Source organism: Streptococcus sp. 27098_8_51, assembly GCF_041432205.1.
GTDB lineage: Bacteria > Bacillota > Bacilli > Lactobacillales > Streptococcaceae > Streptococcus.
In genome coordinates this window covers 38,821-61,884 of sequence record NZ_JAPVZE010000003.1, presented here as the reverse complement: position 1 = coordinate 61,884, position 23,064 = coordinate 38,821, and the positions used below count along the sequence as shown (strand labels likewise).

16 protein-coding genes are annotated in these 23,064 nt (G+C 43.8%); 3 read left to right on the top strand and 13 right to left on the bottom strand.

The window, feature by feature from the left end; genetic code table 11:
- The gene (gene rpoB / locus O3622_RS03595) at positions 1-3,612 is read right to left on the bottom strand and encodes a DNA-directed RNA polymerase subunit beta (RefSeq protein WP_339293692.1); all 3,612 of its coding nucleotides are present in this window, start codon (positions 3,610-3,612) and stop codon (positions 1-3) included.
- A gap of 440 nt (positions 3,613-4,052) precedes the next feature.
- Here rpoB and O3622_RS03590 point away from each other — a divergent pair, with 440 nt between their 5' ends.
- Positions 4,053-7,817, top strand: coding sequence for a pullulanase (locus O3622_RS03590; RefSeq protein ID WP_371607029.1), 3,765 nt, complete (start codon positions 4,053-4,055; stop codon positions 7,815-7,817).
- A 201-nt stretch (positions 7,818-8,018) separates the two neighbouring features.
- Here O3622_RS03590 and O3622_RS03585 read toward each other — a convergent pair whose 3' ends face one another.
- From O3622_RS03585 to O3622_RS03555, 7 genes are read right to left on the bottom strand one after another with little or no spacing between them, the layout of a single operon-like run.
- Entirely contained in the window at positions 8,019-8,783 is a 765-nt protein-coding gene (locus O3622_RS03585; protein ID WP_000942256.1) for an amino acid ABC transporter ATP-binding protein, read from the bottom strand.
- Positions 8,784-8,792: 9 nt separating this feature from the next.
- Positions 8,793-9,515, bottom strand: a complete 723-nt coding sequence (locus O3622_RS03580) for an amino acid ABC transporter permease (protein WP_000350563.1) — start codon at positions 9,513-9,515, stop codon at positions 8,793-8,795.
- A gap of 3 nt (positions 9,516-9,518) precedes the next feature.
- A complete protein-coding gene (locus O3622_RS03575) occupies positions 9,519-10,211 on the bottom strand; it encodes an amino acid ABC transporter permease (RefSeq protein WP_000255460.1) in 693 nt (230 codons plus the stop codon).
- Between the two features lie 32 nt (positions 10,212-10,243).
- Positions 10,244-11,122, bottom strand: coding sequence for a transporter substrate-binding domain-containing protein (locus O3622_RS03570; protein WP_000037011.1), 879 nt, complete (start codon positions 11,120-11,122; stop codon positions 10,244-10,246).
- Positions 11,123-11,133: 11 nt separating this feature from the next.
- Positions 11,134-12,132 (bottom strand): uroporphyrinogen decarboxylase family protein, encoded by a 999-nt coding sequence (locus tag O3622_RS03565; RefSeq protein ID WP_001290985.1) that lies wholly within the window; start codon positions 12,130-12,132, stop codon positions 11,134-11,136.
- Positions 12,133-12,134: 2 nt separating this feature from the next.
- Entirely contained in the window at positions 12,135-12,338 is a 204-nt protein-coding gene (locus tag O3622_RS03560; RefSeq protein WP_000837737.1) for a hypothetical protein, read from the bottom strand.
- A gap of 11 nt (positions 12,339-12,349) precedes the next feature.
- Positions 12,350-13,354 (bottom strand): uroporphyrinogen decarboxylase family protein, encoded by a 1,005-nt coding sequence (locus O3622_RS03555; protein WP_371607028.1) that lies wholly within the window; start codon positions 13,352-13,354, stop codon positions 12,350-12,352.
- A gap of 367 nt (positions 13,355-13,721) precedes the next feature.
- On the opposite strand from O3622_RS03555, the gene O3622_RS03550 reads away from it, so the two are divergent.
- Positions 13,722-14,579: a 5'-nucleotidase, lipoprotein e(P4) family gene (locus O3622_RS03550; RefSeq protein ID WP_000703387.1), complete on the top strand. Its 858-nt coding sequence runs from the start codon at positions 13,722-13,724 to the stop codon at positions 14,577-14,579.
- Positions 14,580-14,808: 229 nt separating this feature from the next.
- Here the strand turns inward: O3622_RS03550 and O3622_RS03545 are convergent, their stop codons facing one another.
- Both O3622_RS03545 and glmS read right to left on the bottom strand, forming a co-directional pair.
- Positions 14,809-15,861, bottom strand: a complete 1,053-nt coding sequence (locus O3622_RS03545; RefSeq protein ID WP_371607027.1) for an LLM class flavin-dependent oxidoreductase — start codon at positions 15,859-15,861, stop codon at positions 14,809-14,811.
- A 111-nt stretch (positions 15,862-15,972) separates the two neighbouring features.
- Positions 15,973-17,781, bottom strand: a complete 1,809-nt coding sequence (gene glmS / locus O3622_RS03540) for a glutamine--fructose-6-phosphate transaminase (isomerizing) (protein ID WP_371607026.1) — start codon at positions 17,779-17,781, stop codon at positions 15,973-15,975.
- A gap of 215 nt (positions 17,782-17,996) precedes the next feature.
- Between glmS and O3622_RS03535 the strand changes: the two genes are divergently transcribed.
- A complete protein-coding gene (locus tag O3622_RS03535; RefSeq protein WP_049500700.1) occupies positions 17,997-18,410 on the top strand; it encodes an EamA family transporter in 414 nt (137 codons plus the stop codon).
- A 38-nt stretch (positions 18,411-18,448) separates the two neighbouring features.
- Here the strand turns inward: O3622_RS03535 and O3622_RS03530 are convergent, their stop codons facing one another.
- The 3 genes from O3622_RS03530 to rseP all read right to left on the bottom strand — a co-directional run bounded on the left by O3622_RS03530 (position 18,449) and on the right by rseP (position 23,053).
- Entirely contained in the window at positions 18,449-19,828 is a 1,380-nt protein-coding gene (locus O3622_RS03530; RefSeq protein ID WP_371607025.1) for a glycoside hydrolase family 1 protein, read from the bottom strand.
- A 98-nt stretch (positions 19,829-19,926) separates the two neighbouring features.
- The gene (locus O3622_RS03525) at positions 19,927-21,780 is read right to left on the bottom strand and encodes a proline--tRNA ligase (RefSeq protein ID WP_070696014.1); all 1,854 of its coding nucleotides are present in this window, start codon (positions 21,778-21,780) and stop codon (positions 19,927-19,929) included.
- A 16-nt stretch (positions 21,781-21,796) separates the two neighbouring features.
- Positions 21,797-23,053, bottom strand: a complete 1,257-nt coding sequence (gene rseP / locus O3622_RS03520) for an RIP metalloprotease RseP (protein ID WP_000579743.1) — start codon at positions 23,051-23,053, stop codon at positions 21,797-21,799.
- Positions 23,054-23,064 lie beyond the last annotated feature (11 nt).

The window sequence follows — 23,064 nt, the reverse complement described above, 5'->3', positions numbered from 1 at the left end:
CTATTCTTGTTCAGCAGCTTCTTCTGTTGCTTCCGCTTTTGTTGCTTTCTCAGCTTCTTCAGCTTCAAAGGCTGCTTTAGCCTCTTGGGCTGCTTTTTCGCGGGCTTTTTCAAGGTCATCTACGTGGATGACATCTTCGTCCATTCCTTCATCCAAGTCGCGAAGTTCCACTTCTTGGTCATCTTCGTCAAGGACACGCATGTCAAGACCAAGAGATTGCAATTCTTTGACAAGAACTCGGAAGGATTCTGGAACACCTGGTTTTGGAATTGGTTTTCCTTTTGTAATGGCTTCATAAGCTTTCAAACGTCCGTTGATATCGTCAGACTTGTAGGTCAAGATTTCTTGAAGGACATTTGACGCACCGTAGGCTTCAAGAGCCCAAACCTCCATCTCACCGAAACGTTGTCCACCAAACTGAGCTTTACCTCCGAGTGGCTGTTGAGTAACGGTTGAGTAAGGTCCGACTGAACGCGCGTGCAATTTATCGTCAACCATGTGGTGGAGTTTGATCATGTACATGACACCAACTGATACACGATTGTCAAATGGCTCACCTGTACGTCCATCGTAAAGGATTGTCTTGGCATCGCTATCCATCCCTGCTTCTTTGACAGTGTCCCAAAGGTCTTCAGAACTTGCTCCGTCAAAGACTGGTGTTGCGATGTGGATACCAAGAGTACGAGCTGCCATACCAAGGTGGAGTTCCATAACCTGACCGATATTCATACGTGATGGCACCCCAAGTGGGTTCAACATGATATCGACTGGAGTTCCATCTGGAAGGTAAGGCATGTCTTCTACAGGAACGATACGAGAGACAACCCCTTTGTTTCCGTGACGTCCGGCCATCTTATCTCCGACCTTGATCTTACGTTTTTGAGCGATGTAGACGCGAACCAGCATGTTAACACCTGATTGCAACTCATCTCCATTTGCACGTGTAAAGATTTTAACATCACGAACAACACCATCGGCACCGTGTGGTACACGAAGCGAGGTATCACGTACTTCACGAGACTTGTCTCCGAAGATAGCGTGCAAGAGACGTTCTTCGGCTGAGAGGTCTTTCTCACCTTTAGGTGTGACTTTACCTACAAGAATATCTCCTTCTTTAACCTCAGCACCGATACGGATAATCCCCATTTCGTCAAGGTCTTTAAGAGCATCTTCACCAACGTTTGGAATTTCACGAGTAATTTCTTCAGGCCCAAGCTTTGTATCGCGCGTTTCTGATTCATATTCTTCGAGGTGGACAGATGTGTAGACATCGTCTTTGACCAAGCGTTCGCTCATGATAACGGCATCCTCGAAGTTGTAACCTTCCCATGTCATGTAGGCAACGATTGGATTTTGTCCAAGCGCCATTTCCCCTTTTTCCATAGAAGGTCCGTCAGCGATAAAGTCGCCTTTTTCAACGACATCGCCAACTTTAACGAGAGTGCGTTGGTTGTAGGCAGTACCTGAGTTTGAACGACGGAATTTTTGGATGTGGTAAACATCTAGTGAACCATCTTCACGACGAACTTCTACCTTGTCAGCATCTGCGTAAGTAACTTTACCATCATACTGAGCAATAACAGCAGCACCAGAGTCATGAGCTGCTTGGTATTCCATACCAGTACCAACGTAAGGAGCTTTTGGATCAATCAAAGGCACAGCCTGACGTTGCATGTTGGCACCCATGAGAGCACGGTTGGAGTCATCGTTTTCCAAGAAAGGAATACATGCAGTCGCAACGGCAACTACCTGTTTTGGTGATACGTCCATGTAGTCAACAACATTAGCTGGATACTCCTGGTTGACCCCTTGATGACGTCCCATGACAACTTTCTCAGCAAAGGTACCGTCCTCGTTAAGACGAGAGTTAGCCTGCGCTACAGTAAATTCATCTTCTTCATCGGCTGTCAACCAAACGATTTCGTTTGTGACTACACCAGTTTCACGGTCAACCTTACGGTATGGTGTTTGAACAAAACCATACTTGTTCAAGTGCCCGTAAGATGACAAGTTATTGATCAAACCGATGTTAGGTCCTTCAGGTGTCTCGATTGGACACATACGACCATAGTGAGTATAGTGCACGTCACGGACTTCATATCCAGCACGGTCACGAGTCAAACCACCAGGTCCCAAGGCTGACAAACGACGTTTGTGAGACAACTCAGAAAGCGGGTTGTGTTGGTCCATGAACTGTGACAACTGTGATGAACCAAAGAATTCTTTAACCGCAGCTGTTACAGGACGGATGTTGATAATTTGTTGCGGTGTCAAAACTTCATTGTCCTGAACAGACATACGTTCACGGACATTACGTTCCATACGAGAAAGTCCAAGACGTACTTGGTTAGCAAGCAATTCACCAACTGCACGGATACGACGGTTCCCAAGGTGGTCGATATCATCCACACGTCCGATACCTTCTGCCAAGTTAAGGAAGTAGCTCATCTCTGCAAGGATATCCGCAGGAGTTACAACACGAACCTTGTCGTCTGGATTGGCATTTCCGATGATGGTTACAACACGGTCTGAGTCTGTTGGGGCAACAACCTTGAATTTTTGAAGGACAACTGGTTCTGTCAGAACAGCTGCATCGTTTGGAATATAAACGATCTTGTTCAAGTCGCCATCCAAATGACTCTCGATACTTTCAATCACGCTACGAGTCATAACGGTACCAGCTTCTACCAAGATTTCACCAGTTTCAGGGTCTACCAATGGCTCCGCAATGGTTTGGTTGAGCAAGCGTGTTTTAACGTTGAGTTTTTTATTGATCTTGTAACGACCAACAGCTGCCAAATCGTAGCGACGTGGATCAAAGAAACGTGCTACAAGCAAGCTACGTGAGCTTTCAGCAGTCTTAGGTTCACCTGGACGAAGGCGTTCGTAGATTTCTTTCAAGGCTTCGTCTGTACGAGAGTCCATTGGATTCTTGTGAATATCTTTTTCAACGGTGTTGCGAACCAATTCGCTATCACCAAAGATATCAAAGATTTCATCATCACCTGAGAAACCAAGCGCACGAACCAAGGTTGTAAATGGAATCTTACGAGTACGGTCGATACGAGTATAAGCGATGTCTTTTGAGTCGCTTTCCAGTTCCAACCAAGCTCCACGGTTAGGGATAACAGTAGAACCGTAACCCACTTTACCATTCTTGTCTACTTTGTCGTTAAAGTAAACACCTGGTGAGCGGACCAACTGAGAAACGATAATACGTTCACCACCATTGATGATGAAAGTACCCATTTCGGTCATGATTGGGAAATCACCAAAGAAGACTTCTTGGGTCTTGATTTCGCCTGTTTCTTTATTGATCAAGCGGAAGGTTACAAAAATGGGTGCTGAGTAGCTAGCATCGTGGATACGTGCTTCTTCGAGCGTGTATTTTGGTTCCTTGATTTCATAGCCAACAAATTCCAACTCCATTGTGTCTGTGAAGTTTGAAATTGGCAATACATCTTCAAATACTTCCTTAAGACCGTGATCTAGGAAATCTTTGAATGAATCCGTTTGAATTTCAATCAAATTTGGTAAGTCAAGAACTTCTTTGATTCTTGAAAAACTACGACGGGTACGATGTTTCCCGTATTGAACGTCATGTCCTGCCAAGATGATTCTCCTTTGTAAATAAATTCCAAGCCTTGTCAATCAGGCTTTTCTAATCGTCATATGGTTGTAAAACCCCTATCACCGTGTCCCTTTGATCAATTTTCAGAATCTTTAAATCTTTGTTACAAGCACTCAAAAACCTGAAAAAAAGCACAAAAAGAGCAGCTAAATCTGACTTTTTCAGAAGATTTAACTGCTGTGAGCCTTGTCTGGACAATATTTCAGACAAAACCTACGACAAATGATTACTCTTATTATACCTTATTAGCCAAGATTTTTCAAGATTTTTTTACTATTTTTTAAACAATCTTTTCCTATATATTATTTTAAAATTTCAAGAGAATGAAACATTGTATTTTCTCTTAAAATCAGGAAAACGCTTGCATAAATGTTTACCTCATGCTATACTGATAAGGAATAACTACACAAGGAGAATTGTGATGAAAAAGATCCCATCTCAAACTGAGAAGAAAATGGTTTACGGTATTCGTTCCTTGAAAAATGGAACAGGCTCTGTCCTTATCGGTGCCAGCATTGTCCTACTTTCTGCTGCAATGCCAACCATTTCGGCTAACGAAAACCTCCCCCAAGCTCAGGAAAATACCAGCGCTGTGACCAAGGCCCCTACTGAGACTGAAACGAGTCAAACTCAAAAGGAAACGCCTATTTCTAAACAAAAGAATGCAAACGCTTCCCTTGACACTAAAAAGGACGCCCCAGCAACTGACGCTGTTCTAGCATCTGAAACACCTAAAAAAGAAGCTCCAGCTGTGGAAACTACTACAGCGCCAGAAACACCTAAAACAGAAGACGCTAGCACAAACCAGGCTAACAGCAAGGAAGAGAAAGTAGACGCCAACACTTCGACGCAAACTTCAGGCCAAAAACCACAAGCTGACACATCTTCTGAAGAGCCCATCGCAGACAACCACTTCCGCATCCATGTAAAGAAACTCCCTGAAGAAAATAAAGATTCTCAAGGTCTTTGGACTTGGGACGATGTTGAAAAACCTTCTGAAAACTGGCCCAATGGAGCCAAGTCCTTCAAGGATGCCAAGAAAGATGACTACGGCTATTATCTCGATGTCAAACTCAAAAATGAGCAAGCCAAGAAAGTCAGCTTCCTTATCAACAATACCAAGGGGGATAACCTGACAGGGGATCGTTCTGTAGAGCGCCTCTCTCCAAAAATGAACGAGGCCTGGCTAGATGAAAACTACAAGGTATACAACTACCGTCCTCAGCCAGTGGGAACAGTCCGTGTCAACTACTACCGTACTGACGGAAACTATGACAAGAAATCACTCTGGTATTGGGGTGATGTCAAGAATCCTAGTAGCGGAGAATGGCCTGACGGGACAGACTTTACTGCAACTGGAAAATATGGCCGTTACATTGATATCCCACTCAATGAAGCTGCAAGAGAATTTGGATTTTTATTACTAGACGAAAGCAAGAAAGGCGATGATGTGAAAATCAGAAAAGAAGATTATAAATTCACAGATCTAAAAAATCACAGTCAGATTTTCCTCAAGGATGATGACGAAACCATCTACACTAATCCCTACTATGTGCACGATATCCGCATGACTGGTGCCCAACATGTGGGCAAGTCTCGTATCGAAAGCAGTTTTTCTACCCTTGTTGGAGCTAAGAAAGACGATATCCTTAAACGCTCTAATATCACTGATCATCAAGGGAACAAAGTAACCATTACTGATATCAAGGTTGATGAAGCAGGTAAAAAAGTGACCTACATCGGAGACTTCTCTGACACCCAACACCCTTACACAGTCAGCTACGATTCAGACCGCTTTACCACACGTTCAAGCTGGCGCCTCAAGGATGAGTCCTACAGTTATGATGGTCCACTCGGCGCAACTCTAAAAGAAGATGGCAAGCGTGTTGACCTCACCCTCTGGTCTCCAAGTGCTGAGAAGGTTTCCGTTGTTGTCTACGACAAGAAAGACCCTGAAAAAGTGGTCGGAACTGTTGCCCTTGAAAAAGGAGAAAAAGGAACCTGGAAACAAACTCTGGATGCAAACTCTGGTCTCGGTATCAGCAACTACACTGGCTACTACTACCACTACCAAATCGAACGCCAAGGTAAAACTGTCCTCGTTCTTGACCCTTATGCCAAATCATTAGCGGCTTGGAATAGTGACCTAGCAAAAACAGATGCTGCCCATAAAGTCGCTAAAGCTGCCTTTGTGGACCCATCTAAACTAGGCCCACAAGATTTGACCTACGGTAAGATTCGCAATTTCAAATCGCGCGAAGATGCTGTCATCTATGAAGCCCATGTTCGTGACTTCACCTCAGATCCTGCCATCGCAAAAGACTTGACCAAGCCGTTTGGTACCTTTGAAGCCTTTATCGAAAAATTAGATTATCTTAAAGATTTAGGTGTTACCCACATCCAACTCCTTCCAGTCTTGTCCTACTACTTTGTCAATGAATTGAAGAACCAAGAACGTTTGTCTGCCTATGCTTCAAGCAATAGTAACTACAACTGGGGATATGACCCTCAAAACTACTTCTCCTTGACTGGCATGTACTCAAGCGATCCTAAGGATCCAGAAAAACGTATCGCAGAATTCAAAAACCTCATCAACGAAATCCACAAACGTGGCATGGGGGCTATCTTGGATGTGGTCTACAACCATACTGCAAATGTTGATATTTTTGAAGATATTGAGCCAAATTACTATCACTTTATGGATGCAGACGGAACTCCACGTACTAGCTTCGGAGGCGGTCGTTTGGGAACTACCCACTACATGTCTAAACGTGTCTTGGTAGACTCTATCAAGTATCTGGTTGAAACTTACAAAGTAGATGGTTTCCGCTTTGATATGATGGGTGACCACGATGCGGCTTCTATCGAAGAAGCTTACAAGGCTGCACGCGCCCTCAATCCAAATCTCATCATGCTAGGTGAAGGCTGGAGAACCTATACTGGTGATGAAAATGCGCCTGTGCAACCTGCTGACCAAGATTGGATGAAGAAAACAGATACTGTCGCTGTCTTTTCAGACGACATCCGCAACAACCTCAAGTCTGGCTATCCAAACGAAGGTCAACCTGCCTTTATCACAGGTGGCAAACGCGATATCAATACCATCTTTAAAAATCTCATTGCCCAACCAACCAACTTTGAAGCAGACAGTCCTGGAGATGTTATCCAGTATATCGCAGCCCATGATAACTTGACCCTCTTTGACATCATTGCCCAGTCTATCAAAAAAGACCCAAGCAAGGCTGAAAACTACGCTGAGATCCATCGTCGTTTGCGACTTGGAAACCTCATGGTCTTGACCGCTCAAGGAACTCCGTTTATCCACTCTGGTCAGGAATACGGACGTACCAAACAATTCCTTGATCCAGCCTATAAGAATCCTGTCTCAGAGGATAAGGTTCCAAACAAGTCTCACTTGTTACGTGACAAAGACGGCAAGCCATTTGTCTATCCTTACTTTATCCATGACTCTTATGACTCTAGTGATGCTGTCAACAAGTTTGACTGGACCAAGGCTACAGATGGCAAAGCATATCCTGAAAATGTCAAGAGTCGTGACTACATGAAAGGATTGATCGCCCTTCGTCAATCGACAGATGCCTTCCGACTCAAGAGTCTGCAAGACATCAAAGAGCGCGTCCACCTCATTACTGTTCCAGGACAAAATGGCGTTGAAAAAGAAGATGTGACCATCGGCTACCAAATCACCGCTCCAAATGGAGATATCTACGCTGTCTTTGTCAATGCGGATGATAAGGCTCGTGAATTTACTCTAGGAACTGCCTTTGCTCACTTGAGAAAGGCCGAAGTTCTCGCAGATGAAAACCAAGCAGGACCAGTAGGAATTGCTAACCCTCAAGGTCTCGAATGGACTGAAAAAGGCTTGAAATTGAACGCTCTCACTGCTGTCGTTCTCCGCTTGTCTCAAGGTGGTGCCATTGTCGCTCCAGCTGTGGAAGAAAAACCAGAATTTGACCTTTCTAGCTTGGAAGTCGAACCAGAACAAGGTCAAGCTCAAAACCTAGCAGCCAATCCTGAAACTCAAGAAACTGCTGCAGAGGCTCACTCTCAGAACCTCCTTCCAAACACAGGAACTGAGAGCAAATCCCTCCTTGCCCTTGCTGGATTCAGCATCCTTGCCCTTCTCGGACTTGGATGGTTGATAAAGAACAAGAAAAAGAAATAACACTCAATGAAAATCAAAGGGTAAACTAGGAAGCTAGCCGCAGGCTGCTCAAAACACTGGTTTGAGGTTGTAGATAAGGCGAAGCTGACGAGGTTTAAAGAGATTTTCGAAGAGTATAACCTAGCCCTCCTATAGAAAAACACCCTATGATTAGAAGAATCTTCTAGTCATGGGGTGTTGTTTTTATGATACACTTAGCTATCAAATCATATATTCTACACTATAGCTAGCGTCTGATAAGATACGAGCCAGAAACTGCTTGGTTCGTTCTTCTTGTGGACGACTAAAGAAATCGTGGGGATTGTTCTCCTCTACGATACGGCCTCCATCCATGAAAATAACGTGGTTGGCGACATCTCTAGCAAATCCCATCTCATGCGTGACGACCACCATGGTCACACCTTCTCCCGCCAACTGTTTCAGAACATCCAAAACATCTCCAACCAACTCAGGGTCTAGTGCAGAAGTTGGTTCATCTAGCAAAATGACCTCGGGCTTGACGGCAATGGCACGCGCAATTCCTATTCGTTGTTGTTGCCCTCCAGATAGTTGTGAAGGGTAATAGTCCTTATAAGCAAGTAAACCAACTTTTTCCAAGGCAGATTCTGCACGTTTGAGCGCTTCTTCCTTGGGAACTTTACGAGCTACGATTAGGCCTTCTAGAATATTTTCCAGAGCAGTTTTATTCGCAAAAAGATTGTAGTGCTGGAAAACAAAGGCTGTTTTTTGGCGAATTTCTAGAATGTCTTTCTTGCTCAATTTGGATAAGTCATAGGTTTTTCCTGCCAAGGTCAAACGGCCACTATCAGCTTTTTCTAAGTGGTTGAGACAACGGAGAAAGGTCGTTTTCCCCGAACCTGATGGCCCTAAGATAACGACGACATCCCCTTGGTTGACCTGGAGATTGACATCCTCCAGCACCTGCCTCTCACCAAATGTTTTTGCGATATGTTCTACTTGTAACATCCTGTCCTCCTATACGAAACGCGCGCTAGATGCTTTTGCACTTTTTTCTTTTTTCACATAGCCTTTTTCCAGTAGGGAGAAGCCCCACTGAATCAAACCACAGATCAAAATATACTGCAAAAAGATCACAAAATAAGACTCAAAATACTGGTAACCGTAGGACGCTTCTACACGAGCAATAGCGGTGATGTCCTTGATAGTCATAACAAAGACCAGGGAGGTCCCTTTGACGATATTGATCACCAGATTGGCCAAGTTAGGCAAGGCTGAGCGCAAGGCTTGAGGAAAAACAATCCTTAGATAGGCCTGGGTCGTAGTCAAGCCAATCGCATGCGCTGCCTCTAGTTGTCCCTTGTCCACCGTCAAGATGGCTGAACGCAAAATCTCCGATAAACTCCCGACTGTCATCAAACTATAAATGATAAAGGCATAATAGAGAGGATCAAGCTTGAAAATATCAAAGTCACTTCCTATGCTTTTGAGAAATTGATTCAGCAGGCTTGGAAACAAACTATAAAAGAAGAGAATCAATAAAATCGGAGGAGTCGCTCGGATAAAGGCCAGATAGACCAGAGAAAAACTCCTCACACCTCGAACCTTGTAAATCTGCCCCAAGGCTAAAAATAGAGCCGGTAAAAAGCTTAAGACCATAGCCACAATCATGATAATCAAGGTGATTGGCACACCCTTCAAGGTCTCCAGAAAGGTCTTTACAATATAGTCTATATCCATTTCTTACCTCCCTTTTGTTTCCAAAGACTTCTCAAGCAAACGACTCAAGCTAGAAATAACCAAGGCAATCCCCCAGTAAAGAAGCGCAACTGCCGTATAGGTTTCCAGAGAGTAGTTCCCTAAATTGCGACTAATCAAGAGATTGCCTGCCCCCATAACATCAACAAAACCAATCGTATAAGCCAAGGCAGCATCCCGCATGAGATTGAGAATAGCGGTCGTTATATTGGGAAGAGCAACTTGAAAAGCTTGAGGAAAAATGATTCTCCAAAAAGTCTGACTTGGAGTCAAACCAATACTAAGCCCGGCCTCTGTCTGCCCCTTTGGAATAGCTTGATAGGCCGCCTTGAAAACCTCGGCAACAATAGCCGCAAACAAGAGAATCATCGTCAAGAGAACAAAAATAGTTTTAGACCAGTTGTTGATGTCCAAACCAAGCCACCATTTCAGAAATTCTGGCAAGCCATAAAAGACTAGAAAAAGCAAGACAATCGGCGGTGTACAACGTAGGGTAAAGATATAGCCTTTGGAAATCGCTGCAAAACTCTTGTCTTCTCCTACTTGTGCCCAGGCCAAGAGACCTCCAAAAAGGGACCCAAGAAGAGTGGTAAAAAAGAGAATGGACAAGGTCATAGGAAGTGCCTGCCATAAGGTTGGCAAAAACTGAAAGACCTTGGAAAAATCATAAGAAACCATGCAAAACCCTTTCTAGTCTTGGAATTTCTGGTCTAGTCTTTGTCTACGTAACTAAAGACATCTTCTTTAAAGTATTGCTGAGATAGCTTAGCAAGCGTGCCATCTTCCTTCAACTCTTTGATTGCTTTTTCATATTCTTTAGCGAATTTCTCACCCTTTTCATCACGGTGAATCAAGGGATAAGTTGGAATACCCTTGTATGGGAACCAGCTGAGTTTATCCGCATATTGGTGGTAAGGGCCATCTTCTGCGGTAACTGCTTTTTCAAAGGACAGTTTGATATCAAAGAAGGCGTCATAACGTCCTTCCAAGACCCAGGCATAGGCATCTGCCACTTTAAAGGATTCAGCTGCTGTTAGCTCAATCGGTGCATCCTGATGTTTTTCATTGTAGCTGGTGATGACATTCCATTGAGCATTCTGTGGAGAGATGGGAACCAATTTCCCTTTATTCTTAGCAAAGTCATCAATGGTTTTGTATTTCTGTTCATCTTCTTTTCTGACAGTAAATCCGATGATGCTCGCTCCGACTGGTTCAGATGGAATGACAAACTTTTTAGCTCGTTCATCTGTGTACCAAGCTCCCTTGGTTCCGATGTCATACTTGCCTGATTCCAGACCAATCAAGAGGTCGTCATCACTGGTGCCCGTATATTCAAATTGATAGTTTGCCAACTTCTCATCAACAGCCTTCAAAACAGCTACCTCATAACCATCTGATTCCCCTTTTTCATTGACAAAGTCATAAGGTACATAGTTTTGTGTATGGGCAACCTTCAAGGTTATAACTTCAGCAGACGAAGCCGTTTCTCCATCCTTGGCTGGAGCACCAGCTAAACTTCTCCCGATAATCGTTGCCCCAATTACTACAACCACTGCTACACCACCGATAATCCATGCTTTTTTACTCATCTTTTTCTCCTTTAGTTTTCAAGCGCTTCTCTCACCCACTGGATACGTTCAACTGCGATATCACTTGGAATGGTACAATCTGCCCCAAGTACCAAGCCCTGTTCCCCAGCTTCTGCAACTAGTTTCTTTGCTTCAGCCTGAATGGCATCCTTGCTACCAGTATACAGCAAGCCTGTCTTACCATTTTCAAATCCTCCAAGAACCGTATGTCCCTTGAAAATCTCACGACCTTCCTTGAGAGTGATTCCCTCTGGTCCTACAGCCCAGTTAAAGACTTGGGCTGGATAGTCTGCAAAAAGGTGAATATCATTTCGTGCTCCCTCGTAGCCACAGATATGAAGAACCGTGACACCACCAACAGCACTAGCTGCTTCCAGAACCGTTATCTCGCTAGGTGCAATGACGGCTTGATACTCTGCTGCCGACACTCGTTGATCTTGGATACTCTGCACGCTGAGGTAGATTCCATCAGCACCAGCCTCTTCGATAACAGCTCGGCTGAGACTCGCAATATCCTCTGCAATCACATCCAACACCTTCTTGAGGGCTTCAGGGTCTTCCACCAGAAAGTCCGCAATGAGGTCATCCCCACCAGATACTTCCCCCAGTAGCCACTTGAGATAGGTCACAGGAGCAAAAATATTGTAAATCGCAACGATATCTTCTGTAAACTCTTGCTTGATTTTTTTAACCAAGTCCACCTGCTCTTTTATCCAAGCGTGCTCTGGTCCGAGTGGTTGAATGGTCGCCAATTCTTGAAGTGATTTGCCTTTGGCAATCGCTGGATTTGGATAAGCAAAGTAGCCATCACTCATGAGTTTGATAAAGTCTGGCTGAACTTCTCGTATAAAGCGCTTATGGCCCTCAATATTCTTCTCGATAATGACTGGATTTGAGAATCCATGTAGCCATTCGTCTTCGGATGTGAAATGATGCCAAAAACCAACTGGCACACGATCAACCTTTTCACCTCTAAATGCTTTTAAAACCCATTCTTTTTTTTCTGACATTCTTATTCTCCATTTCTTACTTTTTCAACTAATAAACTGCTTGCGATATCATTCGAGCGTAGAAAGGGAAGACTGGACTTGGAAAAATCCTGAACTCCACGACATCTCTCTCCATTTTTACAATGCCCATTTTTTACGACGCTTATGGCAACCAAAGCCAGCAAACCGACAACTGCAATGAAGATGCCCCATCTTTTACTTTTCATAGCTCCTCCTTTTAGAGAACAGCTGCCTGCCGAATCCAGTCCAACCTCTCTAAGTCAAAGTCATCTGGAACAGTACAGTCAGCTCCCAGAAGAACACCTTTACTACCCGCTTCAGCCAGCAACCGTCTTGTTTCATCTTGCAATTCCGCCTTGGAACCTTGATAAAGCAAGCTTTTCTTGCCATTTTCAAATCCACCTAAAACGGCCTTACCTGGAAACAACTCTTGACCCTGTGTCAAACTAACATCCTCATGATGAGTCGCCCAGTTGACCACTTGAGCTGGATAATCCTTAAATATCGTCACATCATTGCTTGCACCTTCAAAACCACAGATATGAAGGATATTGGTCCCACCCACCTGATTAGCTGCTTCCAAAATCGCTATATTGCTCGGTTCGATATAGGTTTGGTAGAGTGCTGGTGTGATGCGCTGATCTTGAATTTCCTGGGTGCTGAGGTAAATCCCATCGGCTCCACCTTCCTGGATGATTTTCTGAGTTAGGATAGCAATATCTCCTGCAATCACTTCCAGAATAGATCTGAATTGCTCAGGATTTTCAAGCAATAGGTCAGCCACTTCCCTATTTCCTCGAGAAGTTTCTGTACGGAACCAGCGCTTGAGGTAGGAGATCGGTGAAAAGATATTGTAGAAAGAAGCAATCTCTTCTGTAAAGGTCTCTCGAATCGCTTGTACCACTTCCACCTGTTGCTGAATCCATGGGTGTTCCTCACCAATCGACTCAATAGAAGTCAGCTCCTGAATGCTTGCGATCTTAGGATTATAGACATTACTTGGATAAAGGAAAAAACCGTCGCTCATAATTTTGACAAAATCAGGACGAATCCTTTCCACATAGTTGCGATGCCCATCAACACTTTTTTGAAAGATACGTGGATTATTTAATCCCTGCCCCTTTTCTTCGAGTGTTACAAAATGAAACCAAAATCCCACAGGAACTCTTTCCACTTCATCGCCTCGAATCGCTCTAAAGACTAAATCTCTTTTGCTTGCCATACCTCTCTCCTTCCATTTGGATTGAAACCATCTTACCACTCCTTTTCCCCTTTTCCCAATATATATTGACTATCAACTCGATTGAAAATTTTTATATCTATAAAGAAAAAAATCCCTGAAAAGCTTGATGTTACTAGCCTTTCAAAGATTCACTTTATTTTCATCTATTTTTCAAAAAGGAACTGATATAGATTTTCTATCAAGCCGATTGAATTTTTTTATATCCATCTTCATTCCCAAATTAAGTACATAATTTTATCCTAATACCAAATTACTACTGAAAAATTTCTTTTCTCTCGATATTTCCTTGCACAAATCCCATGAAAACGCTACAATATTAATAGACTATTATTAGGAGGATGGGATTATGAAAATATCCAAAGTTACCATTACAATTGCTTCTACACTTACTTCCGTCATTTTACTGACTGGCTGTGGCACAAATTCGGCAAATTCACAGACAACACAAAGTAGTACATCTGATAATCAGGTTACCATGACCTATGATCAGTTGCGTTCAAGAGAAAATACTATGTCAACTCTTTGGTATCAAAAAGCAGCTGAGACCAAGGCACTCTATCTACAAGGTTACAATGTCGCTACTGATCGTTTGAAAGAACTACTAAAAACACAGACAGATAAACCCTACTCTATCGTTTTAGACTTAGACGAAACCGTATTAGACAATAGCCCTTATCAAGCGCAAAATGTCAAAGATGGAACAGCATTTACCCCAGAAAACTGGGATGTCTGGGTAAAAAAAGCCGCAGCCAAGGCTGTACCAGGTGCTAAAGACTTCCTCCAATTTGCAGACCAAAACGGTGTCCAAATTTACTATGTATCTGACCGTACGATAGATCAGGTAGATGATACGATCAAAAACCTAGAAAACGAAGGAATCCCTGTACAAAGCCGCGATCATCTCATGTTCTTAGAAAAAGGCGTCAAATCTAAAGAAGGTCGTAGACAAGCAGTCCAAGAAAAAACCAACTTAGTCATGCTACTAGGAGACAATCTTGTGGACTTTGCAGAGTTTTCAAAGACCTCTGAAACTGAGCGCGACCAAAAATTAGAGGAATTACAAAAAGAGTTTGGTGAGAAATTCATCATTTTCCCTAACCCAATGTACGGATCATGGGAAAGCACTGTTTACAATGGTAATAAATTGGACGCCAAGGGTCAAACTGAAGAGCGCCAAAAAAACTTACAAGGTTTTGATAAATAAAATAAGGGAGCTATATACCAGTTTACACCAATCACAAGATATCGTATTTGTGAGAACATCAAAAAAGACGATTTCCAAACGGGAATCGTCTTTTTTGCTATTTTATCTTGTGCTTGGTATACACCAGTATATATTCTCCTAGATAGTATGCTCTATCGCTTGTACCACTTCCACCTGTTGCTGAATCCATGGGTGTTCCTCACCAATCGACTCAACTGATTGAATTTTTTTATAACTCCTCTTTCATGGCAAAGTAAGCACGTACTTTGGGTGCAACTTGTGTGCCAAAGAGTTCAATAGCCCTCAGAACCTGGTTATGTGGCATAGAACCAAGCGGTAGGTGCAACATAAAGCGGTCCAAGCCTAAATCCTCAATCATGCGAATCAATTTTTCTGCCACCTGATCTGGATTGCCCACAAACATGGCACCATTTGGTCCAACCTGCTCCAAATATTGCTCATAGGTCAACTCCTGCCAGTGCAGACGGTCTTTGGAAATTGCATCCACCACTTGCTTGGTCGGATGGAAATAATCTTTGACAGCCTGCTCGCCATCTTCAGCAATCCAGCCCCAAGAATGAGCACCCACTTTCAGGTCTTTCTCCGCATGACCGGCTTCGCTCCCAATCTTACGATAAGCTTGAATCAACTTTTTAAAATAACGCGGATTGCCACCGATAATAGCATAGACAATCGGCAACCCCGCCTGAGCAATCTTCACTGTTGACTCTACATGACCTCCTGTCGCCACCCACAATGGCAATTTGTCCTGAACAGGACGAGGATAGACTTCTTTGCCAGAAATCGTTTGGGTCAATTGACCTTGCCAGTCTATCTTGGTCTTTTCATTGACTAACTGGAGCAAGTCTAATTTCTCATCAAAGAGAGCTGCGTAGTCTTTCAAGTCATAGCCAAACAGAGGGAAGGATTCGGTGAATGAACCACGCCCAGCCATAATCTCCGCACGGCCATTTGACAAGGCATCGATGGTAGCATATTGTTGGAACAAGCGAATCGGATCCATACTCGAGAGAATGCTGACCGAACTAGTCAAACGAATCTTTTTGGTATTGACTGCCCCAGCTGCAAGAATAATCTCTGGCGCCGATACCGCAAAGTCCTCCCGATGATGCTCCCCAATCCCGTACACATCCAAACCAACCTTATCAGCCAGCTCAATTTCTGCCACCAACTGACGAATGCGTTCATCATGACTGTAAATCTGCCCAGTCGCTTCCAGAGCGGTTGTTTCACCAAATGTTGAAATTCCTAATTCTACCATACTGTTTCCTCGCTATCTCTTTTAGTTTTTAGAGTATTTTATCACTAATTAGTTTTACTTTCAATGGATTTGCTCATTAGAAAAAGCCTAGATGAACTAGACTTTCTTGGTTTATTCTACTGTTACTGACTTAGCAAGGTTACGTGGTTTGTCCACATCGAGTCCACGGTGGAGGGTTGCAAAGTAAGCGACCAATTGCGTTGGTACGACCATTGAGATTGGTGAGAGGTAAGGGTGGACAGTCGTAAGAACGATATCATCTGTCTCTTTGGCAACATTTTCTTCTGCGATTGTAAGTACCTTAGCACCACGGGCTGCGACCTCCTGGATATTTCCACGAGTGTGGTTAGCAAGGACTGGATCTGACAAGAGGGCCAAGACAGGTGTCCCCTCTTCAATCAAGGCAATGGTTCCGTGCTTGAGTTCTCCTGCCGCAAAGCCTTCACATTGGATGTAAGAAATCTCTTTGAGTTTGAGACTGGCTTCCATGGCTACATAGTAGTCTTGACCACGTCCAATGTAAAAAGCGTTGCGAGTTGTTTCAAGAAGCTCTCGAACCTTGGCATCAATGTTTTCTTTCTCAGAAAGAGTTGATTCGATAGACTGAGCTACGATTGACAACTCATGAACCAGGTCAAAGGCTTGCGCTTTGGCATTGCCGTTTGCTTCTCCAACTGCTTTTGCAAGGAAGGCAAGGGCTGCGATTTGTGCCGTATAGGCCTTTGTTGATGCTACGGCAATTTCAGGACCCGCGTGAAGAAGCATGGTATGGTTGGCTTCACGTGATAGGGTTGAACCTGGCACGTTTGTCACTGTCAAGCTTGGAATGCCCATTTCATTGGCCTTAACCAAAACCTGACGGCTATCCGCTGTTTCACCAGACTGGCTGATAAAGATGAAGAGTGGTTTTTTGCTGAGAAGTGGCATACCATAGCCCCACTCAGAAGAGATTCCAAGTTCTACTGGTGTATCTGTCAATTCTTCCAACATCTTCTTAGAAGCAAATCCTGCGTGGTACGATGTCCCAGCTGCAAGGATGTAGATGCGGTCTGCATCTTGAACAGCCTTGATGATAGCTGGATCTACGACAACTTGACCAGCCTCATCTGTGTAGGCTTGGATGAGTTTACGCATAACCGTTGGTTGCTCGTCGATTTCCTTGAGCATGTAGTAAGGATAAGTCCCCTTACCGATATCTGACAAGTCGAGCTCCGCAGTATAGCTGGCACGTTCACGGCGATTGCCATCATAGTCTTGAACTTCGACACTATCAGCCTTGACGATTACCAACTCTTGGTCATGAATTTCCATGTATTGGTTGGTCTCACGAATCATAGCCATAGCATCTGAGCAGACCATGTTATAACCTTCTCCAAGACCAATCAAGAGTGGTGATTTGTTCTTAGCGACATAGATGACATCTGGATTTTCAGAGTCAATCAAGGCAAAGGCATAAGAACCACGGATGATGTGAAGGGCTTTTTTGAAGGCTTCAAGAACTGAAAGACCATCTTCTTCTGCAAATTTTCCAATCAGGTGAACGGCAATTTCTGTATCGGTTTGCCCCTTAAAGTGGTGACCTGCAAGGTATTCTTCCTTGATTTCAAGGTAGTTTTCAATCACTCCATTGTGCACCAAGACAAAACGTCCTGCCTCAGAGCGGTGTGGGTGAGCATTGTCCTCAGTTGGTTTTCCGTGAGTCGCCCAACGCGTATGTCCGATACCAGTCGTTCCCTCAACACCGGCTGTCTTAGCAGACAATTCTGCGATACGACCGACAGCCTTGACTAGATGATTTTCAGCACCACCTAGGACAAAAATCCCCGCAGAATCATAACCACGGTATTCGAGCTTTTCAAGCCCTTGAATCAAAATATCAGTTGCATTTGTGTTTCCAACAACACCAACAATTCCACACATAGTATATACGACACAGACCAGCTGTGCTTTCCCCTTAAATTGGTATAGTCTAATTCTCGCTTTACGGAATCAGCAAAAACAGTATATACTTGTTTTTCTCACTTGTCAAGAATAAAAATTGGTATAGTTTTTCTATCTGGTATTTTATCAAACTTTCACTTGATACCTGACAAGTCAGCATCAATTACTTATAATAAAAAGAGGAGGTATTTGCCATGTGGTTTTTCTTCGCACTTTTATCAGCTATCTTTGCAGCCTTAACGTCAATTTTAGCCAAGATTGGGATTGAAGGAGTCCCATCCAATCTAGCAACCGCTATTCGTACAGTCGTCGTCATTCTGATGGCCTGGGCCATGGTTTTCTTGACCAATAGTCAGACCGAAATTGTCAACATCAGTAGAAAAAGTTGGCTCTTTCTCATCTTATCAGGCTTAGCCACTGGCGCCTCCTGGCTCTGCTACTACAAGGCACTACAGATGGGCAATGCGACTGAGGTATCTGCTGTCGATAAATTCAGTCTCGTCATTACCCTCGTTCTAGCCTTTTTCTTTCTACAAGATATCCTGACGTTTAAAACAATTATTGGCTGTATCCTGATTACGATCGGGACCTTGGTGATGATATTGTAATAAAAAGTGAGATGAACACCATCTCACTCTTTTTATTCTTAAAATCCATTACGATAGCTGAGTTTCTTAAACCAGTGGCCTGATTTCTTCAGGCGACGTTCCTGCGTTTCCAAGTCAAGCTCAACCAGACCGTAGCGATTTTTATAGCTATTGAGCCATGACCAGCAATCAATAAAGGTCCAGATTAAGTAACCCTTACAATTGGCTCCGTCTTCAATGGCACGGTGAAGTTCACGCAGATGTCCTTTGACAAAGTCGATACGATAGTCGTCCTGAATCATGCCATTCTCACGGAACTTTCCTTCCCCTTCAACCCCCATGCCGTTTTCGGTCAGCATCCACTCAATATTACCGTAGTTTTCCTTGATATTTTGGGCGATATCATAAATCCCCTGCTCGTAGATTTCCCAACCGCGGTGAGGATTGATTTTACGGCCCGGCATGATATAAGGCTCATAGAAATGTTCTGGCAAGAGGGGACTGTCTGGATGTTTAGCAAAACGCGGCGCCATAACGCGCAAAGGCTGATAGTAGTTCACTCCTAGGAAATCAACTGTATTCTCGCGAATGAGTTCTAACTCTTCAACAGTGTACTCTGGCAGCAAATCATGTTCAGCTAAAATTTCCACCAATTCCTCTGGATAAGCTCCCAAGACAGACGGATCTAGGAAAGATTGGGCTTGGAAGAGATCGGCAATGCGAGCTGCCTTGACATCAGCAGGATGCTGGCTGCGTGGATAAGCCGGTGTCAAGTTAAGGACAATCCCAATCTTGGAATCAGGCAAAACCTCATGACAGGCCTTAACCGCAAGACTACTAGCCAGTTGCGTATGATAGGCAACCTTAACCGCCGCTTTGGCATCTACCTTGTGAGGATAATGGGCATCATAAAAATAACCAAATTCTACAGGTACGATGGGCTCGTTGAAGGTAATCCATTGGTCCACCAAGTCGCCGTAAGTTTCAAAACAAAAACGAGCATAGTCTTTATAGGCCCTGACGGTTGCCTTATTTTCCCAACCATCGCCGTCTTCTTGGAGGGCAAAAGGCAGGTCGAAGTGATAGAGATTGACTAAGAGACGAATCCCTTTGGCCTTAATAGCTTCAAAAACCTGACGGTAGAAAGTCACCCCTTGCGGATTGACCTCTCCACGGCCTTGCGGGAAAATACGAGACCACTGGATAGAAGTTCGGAAGGCTGTATGCCCAGTCTCTACCAAAAGCTCAATATCCTTTTCCCAGTTTTCGTAAAAAGTCGATGTTTTATCAGGTCCAATTCCATTGTAGTAACGATTTGGCTCTACTTGGAACCAATAATCCCAGAGATTGTCTCCCTTGCCGTCACCAGGTACACGACCTTCTGTCTGTGGTCCAGAAGTGGAGGAACCCCAGACAAAATCCTTTGGAAATTTTAGCATAGCTTTACCTCTTCGTTTATTCATTTTTCCCATTATATAGAAAAAACAAGGTAAAAACTAGTTACATTTTTGCCTTGTTTTTCTTCTGATTATAGTTTTTATTTCTTGCTGAGGATTTCAAGGGTTTCGAGCAAGTTGTCTGCATGAACTTCGATGGTGTCACCAGTCGCCTTAATCTTAACTTCTACGATGCCATCGGCTGCTTTCTTCCCAACAGTGATACGGATTGGCAGACCAATCAAGTCGCTATCGCTAAACTTCACTCCGACACGTTCGTTACGGTCGTCTGTCAAGACTTCGTAACCAGCTCCCATCAAGCTTGCTTCAAGTTTTTCTGTTAAGGCTTGCGCTTCTTCATCCTTGACATTGACAGTGATCAAATGCACATCAAATGGCGCCAATTCTTTAGGGAAGTTAACTCCCCAAGCATAACGGTATTCCCCTTTAGGCGTTTTGTTGACAAAGAGGCGGGCGTGTTGCTCCATAACTGCTGAGAGAAGACGGCTAACACCAATACCGTAACATCCCATGATGATTGGCACAGCACGACCATTTTCATCCAAAACATCTGCGCCCATACTTGCTGAATAACGAGTGCCGAGTTTGAAAATATGACCGATCTCGATACCACGCGCGAAGTTAAGAACGCCTTGTCCGTCTGGTGAAATTTCACCCTCACGAACTTCGCGGATATCCACGTATTCTGCAGTGAAATCACGACCTGGGTTCACACCCGTCAAGTGGTAACCATCTTCGTTGGCCCCCACAACAGCATTGCGAACATCTTGTACCTTACGGTCTGCAATGATTTTCACATTTTCTGGCAAACCAACTGGGCCAAGCGAACCAAAGCCAGCTGAGATAACATTTGCTACTTCTTCCTCGCTCGCAACATCAAAGAAATCTGCTCCCAAGTGGTTTTTCAACTTAACTTCATTGAGTTGGTCATTTCCAACTAGAAGGGCTACAACAAGTTCTCCATCTGCCATGTAGAAGAGAGTTTTAATCGTTTGCTCTTCTGGCACATTAAGGAAGGCTGCAACTTCATCGATGGATTTAACACCTGGAGTTTCCACTCGAATCACTTCTTCTTCCGCAACGACACGGTTGCTTGGTTTGTACTCGTTTGTTGCCATTTCTAAGTTAGCTGCATAGCTAGACTCAGTTGAGTAGGCGATGGTGTCTTCACCAGAAACCATCCATTTGAGCAATTCTGCCTTGATTTCTTCTTGCACTTCTGCAGGAATTTCATCAAATGAGGCAACTGACTTGTCCAAGACAACCCAGCGGTCAAGGTCTGTACGGGCTGGTGTGATGGCCATAAATTCTTGGCTATCCTTACCACCCATGGCGCCACCATCACCGATTATAGCCTTGAAGTCCAAGCCACTACGAGTAAAGATACGTTCATAGGCCGCTTTGTACTCGTCATAAGTCACATCCAAACTATCGTAATTAGCATGGAAACTATAGCCGTCTTTCATGATAAATTCACGCGTACGGAGAAGCCCGTTACGTGGACGTTTTTCATCACGGTATTTCGGTTGAATTTGGTAGAGATTGAGTGGCAATTGCTTGTAAGACTTAACAGAATCACGGACAATAGCTGTAAAAGTCTCTTCGTGGGTCGGACCTAGAATAAAGTCTGACTTTTCACGGTTTTTCAGTTTATAAAGGTCTTCACCATAAGTTTCATAACGACCTGATTCACGCCAAAGATCGGCACTGAGAAGGGCAGGAGCCAACATCTCCACCGCACCAATCTTATCAAACTCTTGGCGCATGATATTCTTAGCCTTTTCAATCACACGGTTAGCGAGTGGCAGGTAAGAATAAACACCGGCAGAAACTTGACGGACATAACCAGCACGCAACATAAGGGCGTGGCTGATAACTTGAGCATCGCTTGGCATTTCGCGAAGCGTTGGGATTAGCATTTTACTTTGTTTCATAATATTCCTCGATTATCTAAAAGAAGAGTCGCATAATGTCATTCCAGGTCACAGCTAGCATCAAGACAACCATGATAACTACACCAGCCATGGTGACATAGGTTTCAATTTCTTGTTTAAGGGGTTTCCGGCGGATAGCCTCTAGGATGTTGAGCACAATCTTTCCACCATCCAAAGCCGGGATAGGAATCAAGTTAAAAATTCCAATATTGATGGAAATCATAGCTAGGAAGTAGAGGACATTCTCAAGACCATTTTTAGCAGCATCGCTACTTGCCTTAAAAATAGCAACGGGACCACCGAGTTTGTTCAAATCTGGATGGAAAATCAAGTTTTTCAGAGCCGAAAGGATACGGAGCCCCGAGTCAGCAGCTGTCGTAAATCCACCAACAAACATGGATAGAAAGTCTGACTTGACCCCCGGTTGAACCCCAAGAATATAACGTCCTTGATTTTCTTCTGGAGTCACAGTGACTTGTTTTTCGCTACCATTTTCAGAAATGGTCACATCCAAGGTCGGGGCGGTCTTGTCCTTGGTATCTGCTTCCACAGCCTGGGTCAAGTCTTGCCAATTCTTAACCTCATGCGAGCCGACCTTGGTGATTTGAGCTGTCTCAGCTACGCCCACCTTAGCCAAAGCTCCCTCTGGCATGACATGAAAGAGATTGGTCTGAGTATCTCTAACACCGCCTTGCAAAAAGATCAAGATCCAAAAAACAACAACACCTAAGATAAAGTTATTCATAGGACCTGCAAAGTTGGTGATGAGCTTGCCCCAGATAGAAGCATTTTGATACTGTACATCCAAAGGGGCAATGCGTACTTCGGTTCCATCTTCTTCAACAACCGTTGCATCATGATCGACTGTAAAAGTCTTTTCTTCTTCCAGGACCAAACCCTTGATAAAGAGCTTGTCTTCAAAGTCAAACTGGGTTACCTGCATAGGAAGAGCCGTTTGATCCAACTTCTTCCCTGAGAGGTTGATCCGTTTGACCTTACCATCGTCAGCAAGTGTTAAACTGACCGGAGTTCCTGTCTTAATTTCTGTCGCATCATCACCCCAGCCTGCCATACGAACATAGCCTCCTAGAGGAAGGATACGAATTGTATAAGCAGTGCCATCCTTACCGATATGGGAAAAAATCTTGGGCCCCATACCAATGGCAAATTCACGAACTAGAATGCCTGATTTCTTGGCAAAATAAAAATGTCCAAACTCATGCACCACCACAATAATCCCAAAAACGAGGATAAAGGTTAGCAATCCAATCATTCAATATTCCT

Coding starts and splice junctions, on each gene's coding strand:
- O3622_RS03560 (WP_000837737.1), bottom strand. CDS start 12,338: ATGAAAAGTAAAAGATGGGGCATCTTCATTGCAGTTGTCGGTTTGCTG.
- O3622_RS03555 (WP_371607028.1), bottom strand. CDS start 13,354: ATGGCAAGCAAAAGAGATTTAGTCTTTAGAGCGATTCGAGGCGATGAA.
- O3622_RS03585 (WP_000942256.1), bottom strand. CDS start 8,783: ATGTTACAAGTAGAACATATCGCAAAAACATTTGGTGAGAGGCAGGTG.
- O3622_RS03570 (WP_000037011.1), bottom strand. CDS start 11,122: ATGAGTAAAAAAGCATGGATTATCGGTGGTGTAGCAGTGGTTGTAGTA.
- O3622_RS03590 (WP_371607029.1), top strand. CDS start 4,053: ATGAAAAAGATCCCATCTCAAACTGAGAAGAAAATGGTTTACGGTATT.
- O3622_RS03565 (WP_001290985.1), bottom strand. CDS start 12,132: ATGTCAGAAAAAAAAGAATGGGTTTTAAAAGCATTTAGAGGTGAAAAG.
- O3622_RS03535 (WP_049500700.1), top strand. CDS start 17,997: ATGTGGTTTTTCTTCGCACTTTTATCAGCTATCTTTGCAGCCTTAACG.
- rseP (WP_000579743.1), bottom strand. CDS start 23,053: ATGATTGGATTGCTAACCTTTATCCTCGTTTTTGGGATTATTGTGGTG.
- glmS (WP_371607026.1), bottom strand. CDS start 17,781: ATGTGTGGAATTGTTGGTGTTGTTGGAAACACAAATGCAACTGATATT.
- O3622_RS03550 (WP_000703387.1), top strand. CDS start 13,722: ATGAAAATATCCAAAGTTACCATTACAATTGCTTCTACACTTACTTCC.
- O3622_RS03580 (WP_000350563.1), bottom strand. CDS start 9,515: ATGGATATAGACTATATTGTAAAGACCTTTCTGGAGACCTTGAAGGGT.
- O3622_RS03530 (WP_371607025.1), bottom strand. CDS start 19,828: ATGCTAAAATTTCCAAAGGATTTTGTCTGGGGTTCCTCCACTTCTGGA.
- O3622_RS03525 (WP_070696014.1), bottom strand. CDS start 21,780: ATGAAACAAAGTAAAATGCTAATCCCAACGCTTCGCGAAATGCCAAGC.
- O3622_RS03575 (WP_000255460.1), bottom strand. CDS start 10,211: ATGGTTTCTTATGATTTTTCCAAGGTCTTTCAGTTTTTGCCAACCTTA.
- O3622_RS03545 (WP_371607027.1), bottom strand. CDS start 15,861: ATGGTAGAATTAGGAATTTCAACATTTGGTGAAACAACCGCTCTGGAA.